The 21,358-nt window shown below is 43.8% G+C and carries 16 protein-coding genes, 6 tRNA genes and 3 pseudogenes; 23 read left to right on the forward strand and 2 right to left on the reverse strand.

The features are described 5' to 3' along the window. The first annotated feature begins 49 nt into the window (after nucleotides 1-49). The 14 genes from GRP75_RS08675 (at nucleotide 50) to GRP75_RS08740 (ending at nucleotide 12,390) form a co-directional block, all read left to right on the forward strand. Nucleotides 50-125 (forward strand) — tRNA-Lys (locus GRP75_RS08675). A gap of 11 nt (nucleotides 126-136) precedes the next feature. Continuing rightward, a tRNA-Leu gene (locus GRP75_RS08680) sits at nucleotides 137-217 on the forward strand. A 10-nt stretch (nucleotides 218-227) separates the two neighbouring features. Further along, a tRNA-Gly gene (locus GRP75_RS08685) sits at nucleotides 228-302 on the forward strand. A 5-nt stretch (nucleotides 303-307) separates the two neighbouring features. Further along, nucleotides 308-384 (forward strand) — tRNA-Arg (locus GRP75_RS08690). A gap of 18 nt (nucleotides 385-402) precedes the next feature. Then, a tRNA-Pro gene (locus GRP75_RS08695) sits at nucleotides 403-476 on the forward strand. Nucleotides 477-485: 9 nt separating this feature from the next. Next, a tRNA-Gly gene (locus tag GRP75_RS08700) sits at nucleotides 486-556 on the forward strand. Between the two features lie 737 nt (nucleotides 557-1,293). Then, on the forward strand, nucleotides 1,294-4,086 hold the full coding sequence (gene ppc, locus GRP75_RS08705) for a phosphoenolpyruvate carboxylase (protein ID WP_053326180.1): 2,793 nt from the start codon (nucleotides 1,294-1,296) through the stop codon (nucleotides 4,084-4,086). Nucleotides 4,087-4,277: 191 nt separating this feature from the next. Continuing rightward, entirely contained in the window at nucleotides 4,278-4,844 is a 567-nt protein-coding gene (gene sigW, locus GRP75_RS08710; RefSeq protein ID WP_016818747.1) for an RNA polymerase sigma factor SigW, read from the forward strand. A 150-nt stretch (nucleotides 4,845-4,994) separates the two neighbouring features. Then, nucleotides 4,995-5,618, forward strand: a complete 624-nt coding sequence (locus tag GRP75_RS08715; protein ID WP_013312128.1) for an anti-sigma factor — start codon at nucleotides 4,995-4,997, stop codon at nucleotides 5,616-5,618. A 221-nt stretch (nucleotides 5,619-5,839) separates the two neighbouring features. Then, nucleotides 5,840-6,673 (forward strand): diadenylate cyclase CdaA, encoded by an 834-nt coding sequence (gene cdaA, locus GRP75_RS08720; RefSeq protein WP_160789108.1) that lies wholly within the window; start codon nucleotides 5,840-5,842, stop codon nucleotides 6,671-6,673. Next, entirely contained in the window at nucleotides 6,670-8,139 is a 1,470-nt protein-coding gene (locus tag GRP75_RS08725; protein WP_023990481.1) for a CdaR family protein, read from the forward strand. The genes cdaA and GRP75_RS08725 overlap by 4 nt, the downstream gene beginning before the upstream one ends. 60 nt (nucleotides 8,140-8,199) lie before the next feature. Beyond that, complete coding sequence (gene glmM / locus GRP75_RS08730; RefSeq protein WP_013312125.1) at nucleotides 8,200-9,540, forward strand: phosphoglucosamine mutase; 1,341 nt, start codon at nucleotides 8,200-8,202, stop codon at nucleotides 9,538-9,540. A 631-nt stretch (nucleotides 9,541-10,171) separates the two neighbouring features. Then, nucleotides 10,172-12,004, forward strand: a complete 1,833-nt coding sequence (gene glmS / locus GRP75_RS08735; protein ID WP_160789109.1) for a glutamine--fructose-6-phosphate transaminase (isomerizing) — start codon at nucleotides 10,172-10,174, stop codon at nucleotides 12,002-12,004. A gap of 140 nt (nucleotides 12,005-12,144) precedes the next feature. After that, nucleotides 12,145-12,390: a helix-turn-helix domain-containing protein gene (locus tag GRP75_RS08740; protein WP_053326177.1), complete on the forward strand. Its 246-nt coding sequence runs from the start codon at nucleotides 12,145-12,147 to the stop codon at nucleotides 12,388-12,390. 495 nt (nucleotides 12,391-12,885) lie between these two features. Here the strand turns inward: GRP75_RS08740 and GRP75_RS08745 are convergent, their stop codons facing one another. Beyond that, on the reverse strand, nucleotides 12,886-13,908 hold the full coding sequence (locus GRP75_RS08745; protein ID WP_160789110.1) for an MBL fold metallo-hydrolase: 1,023 nt from the start codon (nucleotides 13,906-13,908) through the stop codon (nucleotides 12,886-12,888). Between the two features lie 165 nt (nucleotides 13,909-14,073). On the opposite strand from GRP75_RS08745, the gene GRP75_RS08750 reads away from it, so the two are divergent. The 8 genes and pseudogenes from GRP75_RS08750 (at nucleotide 14,074) to GRP75_RS29615 (ending at nucleotide 20,254) form a co-directional block, all read left to right on the forward strand. Further along, the gene (locus GRP75_RS08750) at nucleotides 14,074-15,084 is read left to right on the forward strand and encodes a fumarylacetoacetate hydrolase family protein (RefSeq protein WP_160789111.1); all 1,011 of its coding nucleotides are present in this window, start codon (nucleotides 14,074-14,076) and stop codon (nucleotides 15,082-15,084) included. 92 nt (nucleotides 15,085-15,176) lie between these two features. Further along, entirely contained in the window at nucleotides 15,177-15,758 is a 582-nt protein-coding gene (locus GRP75_RS08755; protein ID WP_053326174.1) for a TetR/AcrR family transcriptional regulator, read from the forward strand. A 121-nt stretch (nucleotides 15,759-15,879) separates the two neighbouring features. Beyond that, nucleotides 15,880-17,003 (forward strand): annotated as a pseudogene (locus GRP75_RS30725) (histidine kinase); the annotation flags it as partial. A gap of 62 nt (nucleotides 17,004-17,065) precedes the next feature. After that, a pseudogene (locus GRP75_RS29610) lies at nucleotides 17,066-17,155 on the forward strand (DNA-binding response regulator); the annotation flags it as partial. Between the two features lie 122 nt (nucleotides 17,156-17,277). Further along, nucleotides 17,278-17,676, forward strand: a complete 399-nt coding sequence (locus GRP75_RS08770) for a hypothetical protein (RefSeq protein WP_160789112.1) — start codon at nucleotides 17,278-17,280, stop codon at nucleotides 17,674-17,676. Nucleotides 17,677-18,140: 464 nt separating this feature from the next. Beyond that, nucleotides 18,141-18,488, forward strand: coding sequence for a helix-turn-helix transcriptional regulator (locus GRP75_RS08775; protein ID WP_160789113.1), 348 nt, complete (start codon nucleotides 18,141-18,143; stop codon nucleotides 18,486-18,488). 536 nt (nucleotides 18,489-19,024) lie between these two features. Further along, nucleotides 19,025-19,288, forward strand: coding sequence for a hypothetical protein (locus GRP75_RS08780; protein WP_144390594.1), 264 nt, complete (start codon nucleotides 19,025-19,027; stop codon nucleotides 19,286-19,288). A 516-nt stretch (nucleotides 19,289-19,804) separates the two neighbouring features. Further along, nucleotides 19,805-20,254: a group II intron maturase-specific domain-containing protein gene (locus GRP75_RS29615; protein WP_237448968.1), complete on the forward strand. Its 450-nt coding sequence runs from the start codon at nucleotides 19,805-19,807 to the stop codon at nucleotides 20,252-20,254. Here the strand turns inward: GRP75_RS29615 and GRP75_RS08790 are convergent. Then, nucleotides 20,232-20,381, reverse strand: a complete 150-nt coding sequence (locus GRP75_RS08790; RefSeq protein WP_023990470.1) for a hypothetical protein — start codon at nucleotides 20,379-20,381, stop codon at nucleotides 20,232-20,234. The two genes, GRP75_RS29615 and GRP75_RS08790, sit on opposite strands and share 23 nt — an antisense overlap. 454 nt (nucleotides 20,382-20,835) lie before the next feature. Between GRP75_RS08790 and GRP75_RS30445 the strand changes: the two are divergent. Continuing rightward, nucleotides 20,836-21,036, forward strand: a pseudogene (locus tag GRP75_RS30445) (diaminobutyrate--2-oxoglutarate transaminase); the annotation flags it as partial. Nucleotides 21,037-21,358: the final 322 nt, after the last annotated feature.

Genomic DNA, 21,358 nt, shown 5'->3' on the forward strand with positions numbered 1-21,358 from the left:
CTTTGACTCCGTCATGCATAGGTTCAAATCCTATATCCCCAGCCATTAAGAGCCATTAGCTCAGTTGGTAGAGCACCTGACTTTTAATCAGGGTGTCGAAGGTTCGAGTCCTTCATGGCTCACCATTGTATTACATGCGCGTGTGGCGGAATTGGCAGACGCACTAGACTTAGGATCTAGCGTCTTTGACGTGGGGGTTCAAGTCCCTCCACGCGCATCTTGTTTTTGCGGACGTGGCTCAGCGGTAGAGCATCGCCTTGCCAAGGCGAGGGTCGCGGGTTCGATTCCCGTCGTCCGCTCCATATTTGCGCCCTTAGCTCAGCTGGATAGAGCGTTTGACTACGAATCAAAAGGCCGGGAGTTCGAATCTCTCAGGGCGCGCCATATTTTAAAAAATTATATCGGGATGTAGCTCAGCTTGGTAGAGCACCTGGTTTGGGACCAGGGGGTCGCATGTTCAAATCGTGTCATCCCGATACTATTTTGCGGGTGTAGTTCAATGGTAGAACTTCAGCCTTCCAAGCTGATAGCGTGGGTTCGATTCCCATCACCCGCTTACCGATTACCTAGAAGCCGAAAGGCTTCTTTTTATTTTGTCCACATTACATTTACTTCTATGTATATAAGCTAGTGCAATTATGTCTCCTGTCATGCACAGTTGGGGATGACTTGTGCATATTGTACATAGGCTCTTGTTACTTTTGACACCTAGATCCCGTATTTCCCCTCTAACGTACCCCTTTCTCCTGCAGTAAGGCTAATTTCGTGATCAAATCCTTTAAATATAGGAATCCTATAGCTATTATGGTACGAATTCATGGTGATAACTCAACAGTTGCTCTTGGGTTGTGCACATTTCCCTTTATTTATGTGGGTAAAAAGCGAAGTGTTAAAGAGGAAATACTTAGAAACACTGAGAAAATGGCTAATTTGTGTATATCTTTGTGGATAGAAGGCTAATGGAGTTGACTTTGTCAACAAATAATAAACATATACACACTATGTCGCATGAATTTGTACCTTTAAAAACACACTCTTTATAAGAGACTGTGCATAATGTTTCACGCATCACTAGTGTATACATTCATTACTATTTATTAATTTCATATTTATTCATAACAATCCAATATTTTCTCGAAAGAAGTAATTCAAAAAGATGATTTTTTACTGTAAATTTTGCAGCTTTTCATGCGTTTTTATTGTATGATGTTAAGAAAGTGTCAAATTTCGTGTGTATACGTACCTTTGCTACAACTGTATATGGTGTGGAACAGATCAGATGGGGGGAAAAGCATGACTGAGCTTACGTTAACCGCTAACAAAAACCAATCCAACAATCTGCTACGGCGGGACGTTCGTTTTCTAGGGAATATTCTTGGTGAGGTTTTGGTTCATCAGGGTGGCAACGAACTTTTGGATATCGTGGAGAAAATACGTGAGACAAGTAAATCGTTACGTGCCGGGTATCAGCCGGAGTTGTATGAGAATTTCAAACAAATGGTCAGCGGACTGGATACGGATATTCGTCACCAGGTTATTCGCGCGTTTGCGATTTATTTTCAGTTGGTGAATATCGCTGAGCAAAACCATCGTATTCGTCGTAAGCGGGATTATGAGCATTCCGCTGGTGAAGATGTTCAGCCCGGTTCCATTGAAAGTTCCGTTCAGGAGCTTAAACAAGGGGGCTTCTCCGCTGAGGACGTTAGCAACTTGCTGAAAGAGCTCTCTTTGGAGCTGGTCATGACCGCACATCCTACAGAAGCGACACGACGAGTAATTCTGGATATCCACAAGCGCATTTCCGAGGACGTCATGCTGCTGGATAATCCGATGCTTACCTTGCGTGAGCGGGAACAGGTACGGGAGAATCTGCTAAACGAAGTAATTACGCTGTGGCAGACAGATGAGCTGCGTGATCGCAAGCCAACTGTATTAGATGAAGTGAGAAATGGAATGTATTATTTTCACGAGACCTTGTTTCATGTACTGCCAGATGTATACCAAGAATTGGAACGATGTTTGGACAAATATTATCCCGAACAAAAATGGCACATACCCACTTATCTGAGATTTGGTTCCTGGATCGGTGGAGACCGGGATGGCAATCCGTCTGTGACAGCTCATGTGACTTGGGAAACGTTACGTATGCAGCGCAAGTTGGCTTTGAGAGAATATCAGCACACGTTAAAGGAACTCATGGGTTACTTGAGTTTCAGCACCAGCATTGTGCGAGTTTCCGATGATCTGCTGGCTTCTATTGAAGAAGACCGTACTCACATTACACTTAAAAAGATGGAAGTATGGCATAACGAAAAAGAGCCTTATCGCATTAAACTAGCATTTATGATTGCTAAAGTGAACAACATCCTGGATGAAAGCAAACAGGGCACCAATGAGCGTTATAACTCTGCGGAAGAGCTCATTGCAGACCTAAATGTTATTGATAACAGCCTGCGTCATCATTTTGCCGATTATGTAGCAAACACATATATTCAAAAGATGATTCGCCAGGTAGAGTTGTTTGGATTTCACACAGCTACGCTGGATGTGCGTCAGCATAGTCAAGAACATGAAAATGCGATGACTGAAATTCTTTCTAAAATGAATATTGTGTCGGATTACAGTAAGCTGTCAGAAGAAGAAAAAATAAATCTGCTGGAAAAGCTGCTGAATGAACCTCGTCCGATTACTTCACCGTATTTAAAATATAGCGATAGCACACAGGAATGTCTTGACGTATATCGTACGATTTATTTGGCTCAGGAGGAATTCGGCAAGCAGTCCATTACAAGCTACTTGATCAGTATGACTCAGGGAGCCAGTGACTTACTGGAGGTTATGGTCTTATCCAAAGAGGTGGGCCTGTTCCGCATCGAGAAGGATGGCACTGTTATCTGTACGCTGCAATCTGTTCCTTTGTTCGAAACGATAGATGATCTGCACGCTGCACCCGATATTATGAGAAGATTGATGAACTTGCCTGTATATCGACAATCTGTGGCTGCGATGGACCAGCTTCAGGAGATTATGCTGGGATACTCAGACAGTAATAAAGATGGCGGTGTGGTTACAGCGAACTGGGAACTTCGGGTCGCTATGAATAGCATTACGGAAGTAGTTAATGAGTTTGGCGTAAAAGTGAAGTTTTTCCATGGTCGTGGAGGTGCGCTGGGTCGTGGTGGAATGCCACTTAATCGCAGTATTTTGGCTCAGCCTCCTCATACGATTGGAGGCGGAATCAAGATTACGGAGCAAGGCGAAGTACTATCATCCCGATACTCGCTTAGAGGCATCGCGTACCGGAGCTTGGAGCAGGCAACATCGGCGCTGATTACGGCTGTGGCATATCATCGTTCCGGGAAGAAGGAAGTGTTTGAGGAGAGCTGGGAGGAGATTATCGCCCGCATTTCCCAAGTATCACTGGATAAGTATCAGGATTTGATTTTCCGAGATCCAGATTTCTTCAACTTCTTCAAAGAATCTACACCGTTGCCTGAGGTGGGCGAGCTGAATATTGGATCTCGTCCGTCCAAGCGTAAGAACAGCGAACGTTTTGAGGACTTGCGCGCCATTCCATGGGTTTTTGCATGGACACAAAGCCGTTACTTATTACCTGCGTGGTATGCGGCTGGAACAGGTTTGCAAAGCTTCTATCAAAACAATGAGGATAACCTTAAAGTGCTGCAAACGATGTTTAGGGACTCTGCTTTCTTCCGGTCACTTATTGATACACTGCAAATGGCAATCGCTAAAGCGGATTTACTGATTGCAGAAGAGTACGCTGGGATGTCGGATAACGAAGAGGCCCGGCAGCGCATTTTCGGGCAGATTTCAGCGGAGTTCAAGCTGACATCTGAGTTGATTTTGAAAATAACCGGACAATCCGAGATTTTGGACGACGTGCCGGTTATCCAGGAATCTATCCGGTTACGTAATCCTTATGTCGATCCGTTAAGTTACTTGCAGGTTCAATTATTAAGTGAGCTACGGGAGCTGCGGGATCAGAACGGTGATGACACTGAAATGCTGCGTGAGGTATTGTTGACGATTAACGGAATTGCCGCAGGCTTAAGAAATACGGGCTGATATAGTGTGGTTGTACGAATACAGGCAATCGGGTACTCATGGGGTGCCCGATTGTGCTGTTTGTATATTGATGGCAGGTGTGTTTGCAGTTAGTAACAATACTACAGTTGATTTCCGGATAAAATTAAACTACGATGAATAATCATAAACATGTAGTAAGTAACCCATCAGCAAGTCTGGGGGAGTATAGAGTGGATAATATGGAAAGCCGCTTGGTAAGGCTGGTACAGAAAGGCGATCAGCGAGCTTTTGCGGAGTTAGTCGAGTTATATAAAGATCGGATTTTTCATCTTTCCTACCGGATGCTAGGTAATCGCCATGAGGCGGAGGATCTGGTGCAGGAAACTTTTTTGCGTGTGTATCGTAATTTGGAAAAATACGATCATGGACAGAAGTTCTCAACCTGGATTTATCGAATTGCTACAAATCTGTGCATTGATCGTCTGCGAAGGAGAAAACCTACATACTCACTTGATGCTGAAATGAATGATCAGGAAGGTGTCGATGGGTACGCCATGCTCGCCAGTGAAGAGCTTACCCCTGAGGGGAGTACGCTTCTGTCCGAAACGCAGGCTTTAATTCATGACGCCATTGACAGCCTTCCGGATAAATATAGGACGATTATGGTTTTACGGTACTTGCAGGAGCTTTCCTTACAGGAAATCAGCGATGTGCTCAATCTCCCAGTTACCACGATTAAGACAAGAGTACACAGGGGGCGGGATTTTCTGCGCAAAAAACTGGAGCACAAGCTATAGATCATACGCATAGATTCTAGGAAAAGAGTCTGCATAGATGTTTTTATGAAACATAATGCTCGTTGTAACGTATGTAAGATGAGCAAAGTTTCTAAGCCGGAGCATGTTATGTTGAGAAACACGGAAGAATATTAGAAAGGATTGGCTCATATGGATTGCAAACAAGCCGTCTCTTTTATGCATGACTATCTAGATGGCGACCTGTCTGAGCAGGACAAACATGAGTTGGAACAGCACTTGTTAGACTGCCCGGAATGCCGCATGCGTTTTAAAGAGCTGGAGCGGACGGATGCGATGCTTTACGGTACACGCTATCATCAAGTGCCGTGTGTATCGGATGAGCTGACATTTCGCATTATGAATGCTTTGCCGCCGCATAAAAGACAGACTGCGGTGCCTATGCTGACGTGGGTGAAAAGGCATCCCGCTGTAACAGCCGCTGCCTTCTTCCTTATTGTTATATGCTCAAGCATGGCCAGCTTTTCTAGCACGGACCATCAATTGGTAGTCAAAGGAAGCCAACTGGATCAAGTCGTTATTCAGGGTGATACTGTGATTGTGCCTGAAGGGAAATCCATTGCCGGAGATCTAACAGTGCAAAATGGTGAAGCCCGTGTATACGGCGATGTGGAAGGAAATGTAACTGTAATTGATGGTTCTTATTATCAAGCGTCCACCGCTCATATTGCAGGACAGGTTAAAAGTATTGATCAAACCTTGGATTGGATTTGGTACAAGGTTACTGATTTATTCGGGGGACCCTCTTCTCCATAAAAGAAGCTTGAAATGGCAAGGACGATATCGAGCGCCTCTTTCCGCTGGAAAAGGCGTTTTTTTGTATATGAAGCTGGCGAATTGTACTGTATTTTACTGATTTTAGCGGTTCTTTTGTCACACAGCTTGCAACGTGAGCCTGATCGTTATAACCTAGATAGAGAGAGCATACTGTGTACATATTACACCCACTCACTACAGAAAATTGCGGGGGCATGCGCATGTTGGATTATTTTGCGGACCTGACTTGGAAAGAGTCCATTAAAGATATTATCGACATTTTGATCGTAACCTATATTATGTATCAGCTTATTTTACTTGTTCGCGGAACGCGTGCAGTTCAATTGTTGAAAGGGATTCTATTTCTGGTTGTCATTTGGGCGGTTAGTACCTGGTTTGATTTGTATACCCTCAAGTGGTTGATGAACCAGATGTTCACCTTTGGTGTGGTGGCTATCTTTATTATTTTTCAGCCTGAGTTGCGTCGTGCACTAGAACAGTTGGGGCGTGGCAAACTATTTGGGCGTTCGTCTGCGGATGATGAAGAAATTAACAAGTTAATCGGAGAAATGATTAAGGCGCTGAATTATTTATCACGTAGGAAAATAGGAGCTTTGGTCGTATTTGAGCGTGAGACAGGGCTAAACGAATATACAGAGTCTGGTATCAAGACACAGGCTGTAGTCAGTTCTGAACTGCTAATTAACATCTTCATTCCTAATACCCCTCTGCATGATGGTGCGGTGATTATTCAAAATAAACAGATTGCTTCTGCGGCCTGTTATTTGCCATTATCGGAAAATCCGTTCATCAGCAAGGAGTTGGGAACCCGTCACCGGGCTGCGATTGGGGTGAGTGAGGTAACGGATGCCGTAACTGTCGTGGTGTCAGAGGAAACAGGGCAAATTTCTTTGGCCATTAATGGACAGGTCGTGCGCGACATTAAGGAAGAATCCCTAATCTCCAAGCTGTATGAGGAGTTGCGGCCAACACAGTCTTTGAAGGAAAAACGCGGCTCATTCTGGAATCGGAGGGGAGGCCGTGGAAATTCATGATGGACAAATGGATTAACAATAATACGATTTCAAAGATTTTGGCGCTTGCGGTTGCTGTTCTGCTGTGGGGAATGGTCCATCTAGATACAGGTACACCTTCATCTACGCTGACCGTTTCTTATAATAATAAAGTGATTGATAATGTGGCCATTCAGGCCAGTGGTCTGGATGATTCAAAATATGTATTGTCTACCATGGATACTGACCATGTAAAGATGGAAGTTAGAGGACAGCGCTCTGTGCTGACTTCCTTTTTCGCGGATAATTATCAGGCAAAGCTAAACTTAAACGGCTTAGGAGCAGGCACTAAAACATTATCACTCGAACCGGATTTACCGGACGGGGTGGAATTGGTATCTATGACTCCTAACCGTGTTACAGTGACGATTGAGGAAAAACAAACGAAATCATTTAATGTATCTATAGTTCCTAAGGGAAATCCAGATGCGGGATTGCAGCTTGGTAAGCCTGTGATTGCTCCTCAAACCGTGAAGGTTACCTTGCCCAAAAGCCAGTTGAGTACCGTCACTGCCGTTCAGGGGGCTGTTAATACGGATGGCATCTCAGAAAAGTTTGAACAGAACCGTGTAAAACTGAAGGCTTATAACAAAAAGGGACAGGAACTTACAGGTGCGGTCATTGAGCCATCCACTGTGTCCGTTGAAATTCCGGTAACTCAGCAGGCGAAATCTGTGCCTGTTAAGATTGTATATTCCGGAGAGTTGCCAGACGGATTGGCGCTTTCTAAAGTCAATGCAAACGTGAAAGAAGCGGCGGTGTATGCATCGCAGGATGTATTGGGCAGCCTTAGTTCTTACGTCACGGCTACATTGGATTTAAGTCAATTTACGGAAGCGGGGACCCGTGCAGTTCAAGCTAATTTGGCAGCCCCTTCAGGTTCTGATAAAATCGAGCCAGGGTCAATACAAATTCAGGTGACCGTCGTTCCTTCCAATGAAGTCACAGATACGGAACGGACGCTGTCAGGCATCCCAATCGTTTTACAAGGTGCAGGAGATGGAGCGACTGCGACTGTTACAGCGCCCGCAGGCAAGACGATGGATGTTACTGTGAAGGGCCCGCAGGATATGGTAAACAATTTAACCAATGATGATATTAGTTTGGTGGCAGATGTAAGTGGCCTCGCGGCTGGTCAACACGAGGTTACTCTGAAAGTAGGCTTGCCTAAATATATTACGCAAGCCGGAAATGCTAGCCAACTAAAGGCAACGGTCAACATTGAGAGCCCTTCTACTCCTGCTGTAACGAATCCAAACAGTGAGAATGAATCAAACCCCTCTGGTAGTGGCGAAAAGGGGCAGGAGAGGCCACAGGAGGGGCAAGGCAGTCAAAGTGGAGACTCTGACGCTAAGACCGGGGACAACGCAGCTGCGGAGGATAAAACAAATCCTCATAACGGCGCAGATTCTTCTGCGAATGGAACCTCGGAGAACAGTCAGCCATAACATGTTTTATCTGTAGTAAATAATCAAGATTTATTAGACAAAAAAAGGGAGTCATTTTACATGGGGAAATATTTTGGTACAGATGGTGTACGAGGCGTTGCTAATCAGGAACTTACAGCCGAACTGGCATATAGCATTGGCCGCTGCGGCGGATATGTTTTAGCAGGTAATGTAGAGAAACCGACAGTTGTTATTGGTATGGATACACGGATATCCGGACTGATGCTGGAATCGGCTCTTGTAGCCGGTTTGCTGTCCATTGGGGCTAATGTGGTTCGTCTAGGTATTGTTTCGACACCTGGGGTGGCATATCTCACACGTCAATTGAAAGCTGACGCTGGTGTAATGATCTCAGCATCACACAATCCAGTTGAAGACAACGGCATTAAGTTTTTTGGCGGCGACGGTTTTAAATTGACAGACGAAACGGAATTGAAAATTGAAGAGCTGATGGATGCAAAAGAAGACCAACTGCCTCGTCCGATTGGCGGCGGATTGGGAACGGTTGTTGTAGACGAGCATTCCCGCTACGATTATCTGGAGTTCTTGAAAACAACAATTAGCCATTCTTTTGAAGGGTTAAAAATTGTACTGGATTGTGCAAACGGAGCAGCTTATGAGCTGGCGCCGAAGCTTTTTGCAGAACTGGGAGCTGAGGTACATACCATCGGTGCCGAGCCAAACGGTTTGAATATCAATGATCATTGCGGATCGACTCATCCTGAGAAGTTGAAAGAGGAAGTGCGCCGCTTGAAAGCGGATATTGGTCTGGCCTTTGACGGCGATGCCGACCGTCTGATCGCGATTGATGAGAACGGGGAAGAGGTAGACGGCGACTATATTCTCTGCATTTGCGGAGATGCAATGAACCGCGCGGGAAAACTTAAGGATAGCACCATTGTATCGACAGTGATGAGTAATATCGGTTTTTATAAAGCTACTGAAAAGCTGGCACTCAAGACTGCAAAAACTGCGGTCGGGGACCGTTATGTGATGGAAGAAATGCGTCGGGGTGGATTTAATCTGGGCGGTGAGCAGTCTGGTCATGTTATTTTCCTGGATCACAATACGACAGGCGATGGCATGCTGACCGGGATTCAGCTGGTAGATACCTTGAAAGCTTCTGGCAAGAAAATGAGTGAGCTAAAATCGCTCATGAAACAGTATCCGCAAGTGCTCGTAAATGTGCGTGTGCAGGACAAACGCAATTACGAGGGGAATCCTGCTATTGCAGAAGCAATTGAGCAGGTGGAACAACAATTGGGTGATAATGGGCGTGTATTGGTCCGTGCTTCAGGCACAGAATCACTTATTCGTGTGATGGCCGAAGGCCCGGATAAGGACGAACTGGAGCAATTTGTCGGTCAGATCGTAGATGTCGTGAAGAAAGAATTAGTTTAAAATTTTGTAAACGTCGGTTGCCTGCGAAAAAGAAGCAGGCAACGGCGTTTGCGGTTATTTACTAACGATTTATGACCTTCATGGTGTAATTATGAATAAAGTGTCATTGCCAAATGATACTTAGCTGAATATAATATAGGGATGCTGTGACTCAGATAGAGAAAGTGAGGGTTGTAAGGTTCGTAATACAAGCGCCAGAGCTTGATTTTGTGCGGGGGGACTTGGTGGAGAAGCAACGGATTCAGTTGAGATAAAGTTGCTCGCAAATCGGTTCACGACAAAACAAGCTGACGAGGTGAAGGTGTTCGAAACATTCGGCGGGGACCTTCCGGTGAAGCATCAAGCCGTAAACCGGCAGCGGAAAATGAACAGGCAACTGTTTACACAACGCACCGGTAGATGCCTTTATTATTTTATAACCTAAATTATAAGATTCATTTCATGAATGTGCGGCCATCATCATTGGCGTGCGCGGTTTGGGAATTTCGTTACATTCGTGAAGAGATGCCTGTAAATTCTATAGTTATCATTGACAACTTCATAGATGAATGAACTTTATTCCGCAATCTACCGCACACGTTAGTCCTGTGATGAGTCGTCTTGTGAAATGATGATCGGGAGGATAACGAATATGTGTGGCATTGTAGGATATATTGGTAATCAGAATACACAAGAGGTATTGATTGACGGATTAAAGAAGCTGGAGTATCGCGGTTATGACTCTGCGGGTATTGCCGTGTTTACAGATTCAGGATTGCAAGTAGCTAAGGCTAAAGGTCGTCTGGCGAATCTGGAAGCTAAACTGGATGGTACGCCATTGGTAGGCCATGCAGGTATCGGACATACACGTTGGGCAACGCACGGTAAGCCTTCTGATGAAAACTCCCATCCACATTTGGATGAGAGCCAAAAGTTCTCTGTAGTTCACAACGGAATTATTGAGAACTATCTGGAGCTGAAGGAGCAGCTGATCAGCGAAGGTCATACCTTTATTTCCGAAACGGACACGGAAGTTATTTCCCATCTGGTTGCGCGTGAATATAAAGGGGATATCGTTAAAGCAGTACAAAAAGCTATTACCTTTATGCGAGGTGCTTTTGCACTGGGTGTGCTGACAGAGCATGAGCCTAATAAGCTGGTTGCTGTTCGTCAAGCTAGCCCGCTGGTTATTGGTGTGGGAGAAGGCGAGAACTTTATCGGTTCCGACATTCCGGCTATTCTGAAATATACACGCAATGTATTTATTTTGAACGATGGCGAAATGGCTGTTTTGACCAGTGATGCTGTCGAATTAATGACAATCGAAGGCCAATTTATTTCTCGGGAAATGATTCATGTCGAATGGGATGCTGTAACAGCAGAAAAAGGCGGCTATGAGCATTTCATGCTGAAAGAAATTCACGAGCAGCCTAAGGCTTATCGTGACACAATGTTGGGCCGTATCGATAAAGATGCTAAAAAAGTTGTTCTTCCTGAGTTGAAGCTGACAGAAGAACAAATTAAAAATATCCGCAACATTCAAATTGTTGCGTGTGGTACAGCTTACAATGCTGGTTTGATTGGTCGTACAGTTATTGAAAGTCTGGCTCGTATACCGGTAGAAAATGATGTAGCTTCCGAATATCGTTATCGTTCACCTATCGTAACACCAGAGACATTGGTGATCGTGGTGAGCCAATCCGGTGAAACTGCTGACACGTTGGCAGCACTGCGTGAAGCACAAGCAAACGGCGCTCATGTACTGGCGATTACAAACGTAGTCGGTAGCTCCATTGCCCGTGATGCAGATGATGTGTTGGTTACACTGGCAGGACCGGAAATTGCCGTAGCCTCCACTAAAGCATATTCTTCGCAGTTGATTGCTTTCTATCTGTTTGGTTTGTATCTCGCTCAAGTGCGTGGCACACAAACGGATGAGCAAGTAGCTCATGTGCTGGCTGCTATGGAATCCCTGCCAGAGCAAGTGGAAGAGATGCTGGGTAAAGCAGATGCGATCAAAGCCTATGCTGAGCAAATTGCAAGCCACAAGCACCTGTTCTTTATTGGTCGCGGTCAGGACTATGCTGTAGTACAGGAAGGCTCCCTGAAGCTCAAGGAAATCTCCTACATTCATTCCGAGGCTTATGCTGCGGGTGAATTGAAGCATGGTACACTGGCATTGATTGAAGACGGCATTCCGGTTATCGCTTTGGTAACACAGGAATCCGTGTTGGAGAAAACCGTGAGCAACATTAAGGAAGTTAAGGCTCGTGGTGCAGATGTTCTTGCAATTACGTACGAAGAGCACGCAGTTGAGTTGCTGAAGTCCGTGGATCAGGTATTTGCCATTCCAAAGACACTTCCAATCCTGTCTGCTGCAATTTCGGTTGTATCTCTCCAACTGTTGGCTTACTACGCTTCTCTTGCACTGGGTCATGATGTTGACAAACCACGTAACCTGGCGAAAAGTGTTACCGTAGAATAAGCTTTAGTAAAATGCTAAACTAATTGTCTGGTGATAAAAAAGTGTGGAACCAGTAAAAAAAGTCTGGAACTGGTCATTTTACAAACATCAAGAAAGATCCCGATGATATATCGGGATCTTTTTAGCTTAGGAGGGCAATTATGTCTACAATAGGCCAACGAATTCGAACTATTAGAAAAACAAACAACTTAAATCAAATAAAGTTTGCAAATACAATTGGAATTTCTCAAGGAACGTTGAGTGAACTAGAGCAAGATAAATATAGACCCTCTCTTGATATAATTATAGCAATTAAAGAAAACTTCAATTCCCATATAGAGTGGTTAATCTTTGGAGATACGCCTGTATCAAAGAACCCTATTTTTAATTTAGCTATTGAAGCCTAGGAACTAGAACTTATTTCTTTGTTTCGAGAACTTACTAAAGAAGATAGAGATGAAATTATTGATTTTATAAAGCTGAAGATTGTTCGGTACTAATCTTTCCCGGAAGCTTCTTATTAAGATGCCTTAAAAATGTTAAAAGAAAATAAAGTATTAGACCGTAAAACAAAGTTCTAGACTAAGAAAATAAAGATATAGATTGAGAAAATAAAGTCTTAGACTGACGATTCGTCATTAAGCTAACGGGCAGGTTAGTGATGGTGGCTACCGCCAAAAGTCTTGGAATCCCTTTAAAGAAGAGAAATACACTTAACATCAAATTTTGGTTATATCGTTTTAGAAGAGTTCTACTAGTAAGTCATAAGTCCATCTCCATTTTTTTCATAATCGGTTCTAAGCGCCGATTTTATTTCCGTGGAACAATTCAAAAGAACGGCCGCTGTTCGCATCGTTTGCGACAGGGCCGTTTTTTGTTTTTCGTAGGCTAGCTTCAAATTGCTATTCTTGCCAAACACTCATAGGGTCCCATGGCTTGATTTGATTACCATATTTTCCGGCCAAAAAAGCTTTCATGTCTTCCAGCTTAGCAGGCACCTCGTTCCAAATTGGAAGGGGTGGTAACCCTCGTTTGCTTTTCAATAGGATATCCACTGTAACATACAAGCGTTCTGGCTGAATCCAATGAAGAAAGCGGGAAATATCAATTTGCTTGGTCAGGGACAAGGAATCAATTTCGCCATTGTAATGCTTGTTGAACTCGCTGATCAGATTCAGGAGGTAGTCTCTCTGCTCCTTCACGAAGTCCAGGCCGCAGATGGCGCCATGTCCTGGAACAACGATTTCGGGTTTAATTTCATCAATAATGCGATCAAGCACTTTAACCCAATTGAGGGTTCCCTCTTCGCTGTATGCCGTACAACCGTTAAACACGACATCGCCGGCGAACAGCACTTTTTCTTTTGGCATCCACAGCAGCAAGTCACTGTCAGAGTGGGCCGGAGCTACGTTGTAAATCATAACTTCCGTATCTCCAAGACGGATGTTGATATCGTCCTTTATCTCAATATTCGGGAGCACCCATTCTACGCCTTCCAGGTCGAATCCTTCAAATTCCGCTGCAAAAAACCGCTCGCCCGAAGTCGATTCCGGAGAATCCTTTCCTCTTCTAATGACGCTGTCCATCCAGGCGATATTTTCGGTGAGACGCTCTCTGGACGCTTCCTTGTGCATAATAATGCAAGCATCTTCAAACACTTTGTTTCCCCAGGCATGGTCGCTGTTATAGTGCGAGTTCACCACATATGCGGGAGAGCCGCCGTTGCTTACTTCCATAAAAGCCTCCCGCATTTCCCGCGCATGGAACAAATCGAAGAACGTGTCATACACCAGCCCTTCACCCTTGTTGATGAACCCGGCATTGGCCCAACTGATGCCGCGATACGGCGAAATACCGGCAAAGACGCCATCTGCAACTTCAAAAAATTTAACACGAGGTTTTTGGATAATACGTCCATACTTCATGAAAATTCTCCTTTGCGTATATGTTTTTGGGGTAAGGCATACTGACTATGTCTTTATTATAGAGAATGGAAAACAGAAATGCAAGCATGTACTTGCATGCATTTTCTCTGTGCTATATGATAGTAACAGAACAACATCACACTACATGGATGGAGGCGCTGCAACATGAAGCTAGTAACCTTTCAAACCAAGACATCCCAGGAACCTTTGTTTGGGCTTGTAATTAACGAGAAATTTGTCGTGTCTTTTGCCGCAATCATGAAAAAGCAGGGAACATTCGTTGACAGTCTTGAATGTATGGACAGCTATCTTCATTATTTGCCGGCAAGTTATGATGCCGCTAAGGAATTGATGCAATATGCTGTCGAACAGTCGCATCAATTCAATGAACATGAAATCTGCCCGATTGCAGCGGTAAAACTGCTGCCGCCGGTTCCGAATCCGGCTGCGCTTATCGATTTTGGGCTGACGCCAAGACATCTGAGAAATGCTGGCGCAAATCTGCTGCAAAGAGAATATACAGGGCCGGAAAGAGAAGAGCTTAAACGAAATATTACCGAAAAATTCCAGGAAGATCCGAATAAAGTAACTTTCAGTTATTACAAGTGTAACCATAATGCATTAATTGGCGATGGGGATACGATTCATTGGCCTTCGTACACTTCCTACCTGGATATCGAGCCGGAGCTGGCCTTTGTTACAGGGAAGGGGAACTGCATTGCAGGTTATGTTATTTTTAACGACAGTACTGTCCGCGATGTGCAGTGGCCGGATTTTCAGGCGCTGACCGGACCGACGCGCTGCAAAGATTTTGATCGCAGCAAAGGAATAGGACCATTTCTGGTTACGCCGGATGAAATCGACAACCCGCTGGTACTGGATGTGGATGTACGCATCGGGGAGAGACTGCACTGGAAGGGAAGCACATCCGAGTATTCTGCACATCCTGCAAAAGTGATGGAGGAGGTTCTCAAAGTTTTCACGCCGCTCCCGGGCACGATTATAGGAATGGGGACGATACCGGATTGCTGCGCAATCGAGACCGAACAATGGCTGTTGCCCTCTGACCGAATCCAGATTACATTTGATAAATTAGGCACGCTCACGCAATTGGTGCCTGATCATGTCAAGATTACGGAACCAAGCCGCTGGGAAAAAAGAAGCGATTTGCCTTAAATAAACGTTTATGAAAATGATGAACCCCGACCCTGCTGCACATGCAAAACTTGTAGTAGAATAGGTTTAACATATGCAAAAGGAGAAATACAATGCAAACTTCAGACAGAATCATTGAAGCCGCGACACGGCTCATCAAAAAGAAGGGCTATCGGGGAGTAAGCACCAAAGCCATTGCAACGGAAGCTAAAGTCAATGAATCTACGATTTTCCGGCAATTTGGAAGCAAGAAAGGCATATTGGAAGCCATCATTGAAAGACATTCGGATATCCCGCAATTTGAGAAGCTGTTAAAAGAGGACGCGACCGATAATCCGGAAGTCGATCTGCTGAATGTAAGCCAGCAGTACCGTTTGTTTTTCCATAAAAATGCGGACATCATTTTGATTGGCATCCGCGACAAAGGAATGCTTCCCGAATTGGACAGAGTGCTGGCCGATCCGCCGGTGAAGCTGCACTCCTTGCTGGTTGAATATTTTGAACGCTTGCAGAAGAAAAAAGTTATAGCCAGACAGGATGAGCGTCTTGCCGCCATGTCTTTTCTCTCGATGTGCTACGGATTTCAGATGAGCGAGCTGATTCACCGGCAATATCAGTCCCAACTCGTCACCGAGGAAGAGTTCTACAAGCACAGTGTCTCATTGTTTGTAAAAGGAATTTTGTCTCAGTCATAAGCTTTGTTGATTTATTTAAATATGCCGAAGACTGCTTGCGCAGCTTTAACTCTAGAACAATTGAAAGAAGATGCACCAAGATGCTCGAAAGCTCGTTATACTGCAACCGGGACATTATTTCTGGCAAGGCTCCGTCATCAATGACATTCTAAAAAAATCCAAAAATATGGATATCTTTATCGTTGCTGATCGGGCGGAGCACCATGGAGAGCGGATTCTGCCAGCCAAAATGACCAATCGGAAGAAAAACCCGTTATATCACCGCTTAAATTCACGGGAAGTGGATGAGAAAATTGGACGAATCAAAAGGGGAAGATTCAAGGTCTTTATTGGTGCGGCTCCTGGAGTTGGCAAAACCTACACTATGCTGCGAGAGGGCAATCATCTTCTTAAAAAGGGCATTGATGTTGTAATTGGTTTGCTGGAAACGCATGGGCGAAAAGAAACCATCCAGCAGGTTGCAGAACTGCCATTAATCGAGCGCACAATATTCAGGCACTGAACTTGTAGAAATGGATACTGGGGCAATCTACAGGGGTGCGTGTCAGGGAAACCGTCCCGGATTCCATTCTTCGCCTTGCTGACGAGGTCGAGCTGATCGATGTGGCACCGCAGGCTCTACAAGCCCGTATGAAGGAAGGAAAGATATATGCCCGGGAGAAGATAGATCAGACTCTGGGGAACTTTTTTAAAATTGGAAAATTAATTGCTTTAAGGGAGCTGGCGCTTCGGGAAATTGCGGACGATGTGGATGAACGTCTGGAAGCATGGGAGCGCAAAAGTTCCTTACGTGGACCCTGGAATAAGCGGGAGGTCATTTTCGTATGCGTCAAGCTGAGTTCCAATGCAGAAAGGTTAATCCGGCGGGGATTTAGAATTGCATTCCGACTAAAGGCACAATGGATTGTCACATATGTACACCCAACGGATACGATGAATGAAGAGGAATTGATGAAAAAAGAGAAACTCGAAAGCCTGGTAGTGCGTCTAGGCGGGCATTTTGAAGTTGTGCCACTTGGGCATTCTGATAAGCTTGCAGATATTCTTCTTGCCAGAGCTAATGAATATCATACTACCCAACTCATTATTGCTTAGAGTGACAGCCCCATATGGAAACGTTTACGAGAAGGAACAATTATCCAAAAGTTGCTGCGCACTGCGCGGCATATGGATATTCTTGTGGTCGCCAATTACGATCCTCATATCAAGCGAGATACTCTTCCTGATAGTATTATGCAAGGTTAAGTATAAGAGAAGAGTATCATTGAATGCCTGCATTCAAATAAATGGAACCTCGTTATACTATGGTTAAAAACCATTTGAAAATTATATTGCAAAAGTTGCATCTTCAAAATCGTGTCCAGCTTACAAGATATGCGCTTGAACAAGGCACCTGAAAAGTGGGGAGAAGGTTGTTTTTATGCGCGCAATCAAGCTATATGTGGGGGCTGGTAAATCACAAATTGTCTCCAAGCTATGTCATCCCTCTTGCTACGTTTAACATACCAGGATTGAACATTTGCGCGAGTTTTTTCAATCCCTTCATTGTACTCATTCAAATATTAATAACGACTTGTTTACCATTGCCCACAATAACTGCCTCCTGCTTCACATGCAAAGAGCCATTCGCTTTACTAAAATCCGAAAGAACATGTTTTATTTTTTAAATAGAGATAAAGTTGAACAAACCCATTCTTTTTATACAACAACAATGTATTCAAAATTTCTCAGTCGCTTTGGCGAAGAAATGTTGTCGCAAATTGGGCTGTCAGATCAGGATATTGTGCTTCCTTCGCTCTGGGGAAAAGAGGCGTTGATTAATCCCCTTATCTACATTATTTATATGATTTATTTCTCTGATTCAGTGGCCAACTTTTTGAAATTAAAATCCGATGAGGGGCTAAGTAATAACGGATAATTATAAAATGACTTTTTTAATTGAAGGAGAAGCTTTAAATATGATTTGAGAACTCAACTTTATTGTATATAGACACTAATTTGTCTTCGGACAATAAAGTTGTGTACTAAATATTAATGAAAAATAACAATAATATCTCTTCTTAGTAAGTATTTAACAAAAGTCTGATGAGCAAGTATCATCGGGCTTTTTTATTAAATTCAGGAGGCGACTGCTTTGGCTCAATCAGAGCGAGTATAGTTGCATGACAAATCAAAGGGCTTTGAACCCTTTCCTGTATTGGTATCTTAAGTAATTGAAGCAGGAGAAATCCAAGTTTCTGTTGAAAACAGTATGAGAAATCAAGAGCTTATTGTCGCGATAAAAAAATGTTTTTTTATCTAAAATACAAATGAATATATAATATATATATAACTATTATAAATTAAGTATTTATTTCATTTTTATGGATGGTAGGTGGAGCAATGAAGACTTTGGGTGAAAAGATAAAGAGTATAAGTAAATTAAATAAGCTTAATCAAACTGACTTTTCATCTACTATTGGCATTTCTCAGGGTACATTAAGTGAATTGGAAAAAGATAAATACAAACCATCCTTAGAAACCGTAATTGCCCTTAAACTAAATTTCGATATTGATTTAGATTGGTTGTTACTTGATGAGGCGGCAACTTTTTATAGTGGATTATTTCAAGTTAAGTTAGATGATCTTGAATCAAAATTAATCTCAGGATTTCGAAAGTTAGACCTGGGCGATAAACAGGAAATAGAGGGAATTGTTGATTTGAAGTTAAAGCGGTATAGAGATAAATGAACCTTCGCGGAGCCGTGAAGGGGACTCATTATTGCAAAGCCTTCAGTAGTTATGTTTTAAGTTCACATTAGACATATGATCCATCCAATTGAGATGGACACACGGCTATCCATATAAATCTGGAAGAAGAAAGTCCCAATTTTTTTACTATAGGGTCTCCGAAGCAAAAAGTGATTGATGTTATGGGAACTTCGACATCGGCCATCGGAAACTCATGGACTTATGGGAATCAAATGTGGAATTGGACTCTAATGATCATATCATTGGGTGGAATAATATCAACCATAATTTGAAAGTATCTATTGGCTCAAAGAAGAAGGGGGCCGCTCCATTTACGATAGGATCTTCCATCCAAGATGTAATTGATGCCATGGGCACACCGACGTCTATAAGATGTTCGTTACGAATCCTGGTTTGAATATTAGTGCTCCTTGGAGTATATGCGTACACTCTTATATCCTTCTACAGCTCATGCGAAGCCATGAGTCGGGGGGGTCAAAGAGGAAATTCAAAGAATAGAGCTTCCTTTTGGAAGCTTGAATGTAGTGATCCCAAGTCCGCAGCTTAATGTCAAAGATGCACTTGGTCAATTAAGTGAGGATTCTTTAGTTTGTGCTGGGCGTATTAATTACGAGTTATTGATGGAGTATGCTGCAAAAGGTTTCTTTAAAAAATCTGAGATTAATCGGTTTCGTCAGTTAAAAAATATAACGACTAAATATATACTGACCAAGCTGGAGAAAGACGAATGGATGCATAAATTTTTTCATAAAAAGCAACCCAATTTAAGATTCCTCTAAGACGACACTATCTGTAGCAGTGTTATTTTTCAAAGGGATTGGAGAATAAAAGAAAGCAACCTAAGATAATCCGACGGAGACCAAAGATGTGAAAATTACGTGCTGAGCGATTGTATACCAACCTCGATAACCAAGATATTTATGATGGTAAGACCTATTTGTTTATTCCTTAAAGCACAATTCATGGTATAATCTCACTAAATATACATCCTTTATAATTTACGTTTTTTTGTCGAAAGTTAATTTATTAAGAAGCTAGCCTAGTACTGAAATCTCTCTTGAAAAATTATATATCACACATCTTAAAGTCAGGCACCTTGTTTTTACAATGGGGCTTTTTTTGCATTAGAAACTACGAGGTGAATGGAGGGGCATTATGGCTCAAGCATATCCAATTCCCACCACGATAGAAAAATGGATAAAACAAGGTAAAGGCCAGGGTATGGGAAACCCGTAAAGCGCCAATATATCCCCAAGAAGGATGCGGATCGGGCATACGAGATCATTCGAACGATAATGGAACGTCTGGAGTTAACGTTACACCCGACCAAAACGCGAATCGTCGGACTATGGACAGGAGAAGAAGGCTTCGACTTCCTAGGCATGCATCACCGAAAGACGAAGGCCGAAACTTCCGAAAGCCAAGTATATTATACGACCCAACAATGGCTGTGCCGTAAGGCAAAGGAGCGAATTAGGGAAGTCGTGAAGGAACGACTAGCCCCTGCGAATATGCGTCACAAATCATTCCAAGAACATTTGGAATACTTAAACCCGAAAATACAGGGTTGGCGTAACTACTACGTTACGACCTACAGCCAAAGGAAGATGGCTAAACGTGACTGGTACATCCTTCAGCGACTCACAAAATGGTATGCCAAGAAGCGTATGAGGGAAAACCTCACGTACGGTTTGATGAGGAGGGGCAGAATTTATCTGCCCTTTACTCTAGCAGAGGCGCAGTGAAGACGGCGGGATACAAAACTATGCCGGCTGCCATCCGGGCGGACGCTACGGCCAGCTTCCAGCCGGGCAGTTCCAACCGAGTATCCAACGGATTTTCCAGCAGAATATCCAGCTGACATCCAGTCACGTTTCCAACCAGGCTTCCAGAAATTCGTCAGGTAATCATGTTAAGTTATCGCAAAGCGCAAGGATTCGGAGCACCGGCAGAGAATGTATACAGGGAAGATCTCCCAAATCGGCCGGCACCCCGCCTGAATGTCGACACGCGTCGAATTTCTCGATTGATGGAAAACCATTCCCAGCGTTTCTTCTCCATTCGCTATTTTTAGGCAAAATATTAACACCTTGACCAAATTTAACTAAAATTTTACTATACATTCTTCGGAATTTTGATATAATTTTACCTAGGTTACCTTTCCAATTATGATAGAAAATAGAATTGGATGGTTTTTATACCTATCCAAGCTGTGTGCGAGAGACCAGTCCACTGGCTACCCAGCAAGCTGGCATGCGGGGACCGACAATTGTGGAAAATGACTGCCGAGAATATGTTGCTCCATGACTTCAGAAGGTTCAGAAAGGATGAAGCCGAGGCGAAGCGGATGACGGAGATCAGCTTCGAGAACGGGCTCATCATTGAAAGAGCCGGCAGAGGAGACTGCGTGCTGAAGATCATGCCTCCGCTGACCGTCTCGATGGAGCATCTGGTCGCCGGCTGCGACATTATCAAGTCCAGTATGCAGCAGGTGATCTCTCAGGAGACCCAGGATTTGCTGGTAACGAAAGCAGGTGGACGCCCCGGCAAGAGGCACGGAAGTGCCTTCTGGGGGTCGTGCGGCCCTGATGTTAAGATAACGTTTTCATCCCATTGGAAGATTTTCTCCCCATGCTGCCTGCGGTACCGTCAGGCAGCATGGAATTCACCGCCGATCCAAGGGCTGTCCCGTTTATGCCATACGGAGCATTCTTTGAGCCTCATGCAGCACCATTGTCACATCTAATCGTCAGGAAAAGCTCACTACCCCGCAGCCAGATCTTTACTTATTCACACCAGGCGGGGGAATACTAAAATCGTACATAGAGTGTATCAATATCCCTTAAACA

The sequence above is a fragment of the Paenibacillus sp. OT2-17 genome, from assembly GCF_009827695.1.
Classification (GTDB): domain Bacteria; phylum Bacillota; class Bacilli; order Paenibacillales; family Paenibacillaceae; genus Paenibacillus; species Paenibacillus polymyxa_B.

Excerpts from the sequence above, each read along its gene's own strand:
- ppc (WP_053326180.1), top strand. The coding sequence starts at position 1,294 with ATGACTGAGCTTACGTTAACCGCTAACAAAAACCAATCCAACAATCTG.
- GRP75_RS08715 (WP_013312128.1), top strand. The coding sequence starts at position 4,995 with ATGGATTGCAAACAAGCCGTCTCTTTTATGCATGACTATCTAGATGGC.
- cdaA (WP_160789108.1), top strand. The coding sequence starts at position 5,840 with ATGTTGGATTATTTTGCGGACCTGACTTGGAAAGAGTCCATTAAAGAT.
- GRP75_RS08725 (WP_023990481.1), top strand. The coding sequence starts at position 6,670 with ATGATGGACAAATGGATTAACAATAATACGATTTCAAAGATTTTGGCG.
- glmM (WP_013312125.1), top strand. The coding sequence starts at position 8,200 with ATGGGGAAATATTTTGGTACAGATGGTGTACGAGGCGTTGCTAATCAG.
- glmS (WP_160789109.1), top strand. The coding sequence starts at position 10,172 with ATGTGTGGCATTGTAGGATATATTGGTAATCAGAATACACAAGAGGTA.
- GRP75_RS08740 (WP_053326177.1), top strand. The coding sequence starts at position 12,145 with ATGTCTACAATAGGCCAACGAATTCGAACTATTAGAAAAACAAACAAC.
- GRP75_RS08745 (WP_160789110.1), bottom strand. The coding sequence starts at position 13,908 with ATGAAGTATGGACGTATTATCCAAAAACCTCGTGTTAAATTTTTTGAA.
- GRP75_RS08750 (WP_160789111.1), top strand. The coding sequence starts at position 14,074 with ATGAAGCTAGTAACCTTTCAAACCAAGACATCCCAGGAACCTTTGTTT.
- GRP75_RS08755 (WP_053326174.1), top strand. The coding sequence starts at position 15,177 with ATGCAAACTTCAGACAGAATCATTGAAGCCGCGACACGGCTCATCAAA.
- GRP75_RS08775 (WP_160789113.1), top strand. The coding sequence starts at position 18,141 with ATGAAGACTTTGGGTGAAAAGATAAAGAGTATAAGTAAATTAAATAAG.
- GRP75_RS29615 (WP_237448968.1), top strand. The coding sequence starts at position 19,805 with ATGGAACGTCTGGAGTTAACGTTACACCCGACCAAAACGCGAATCGTC.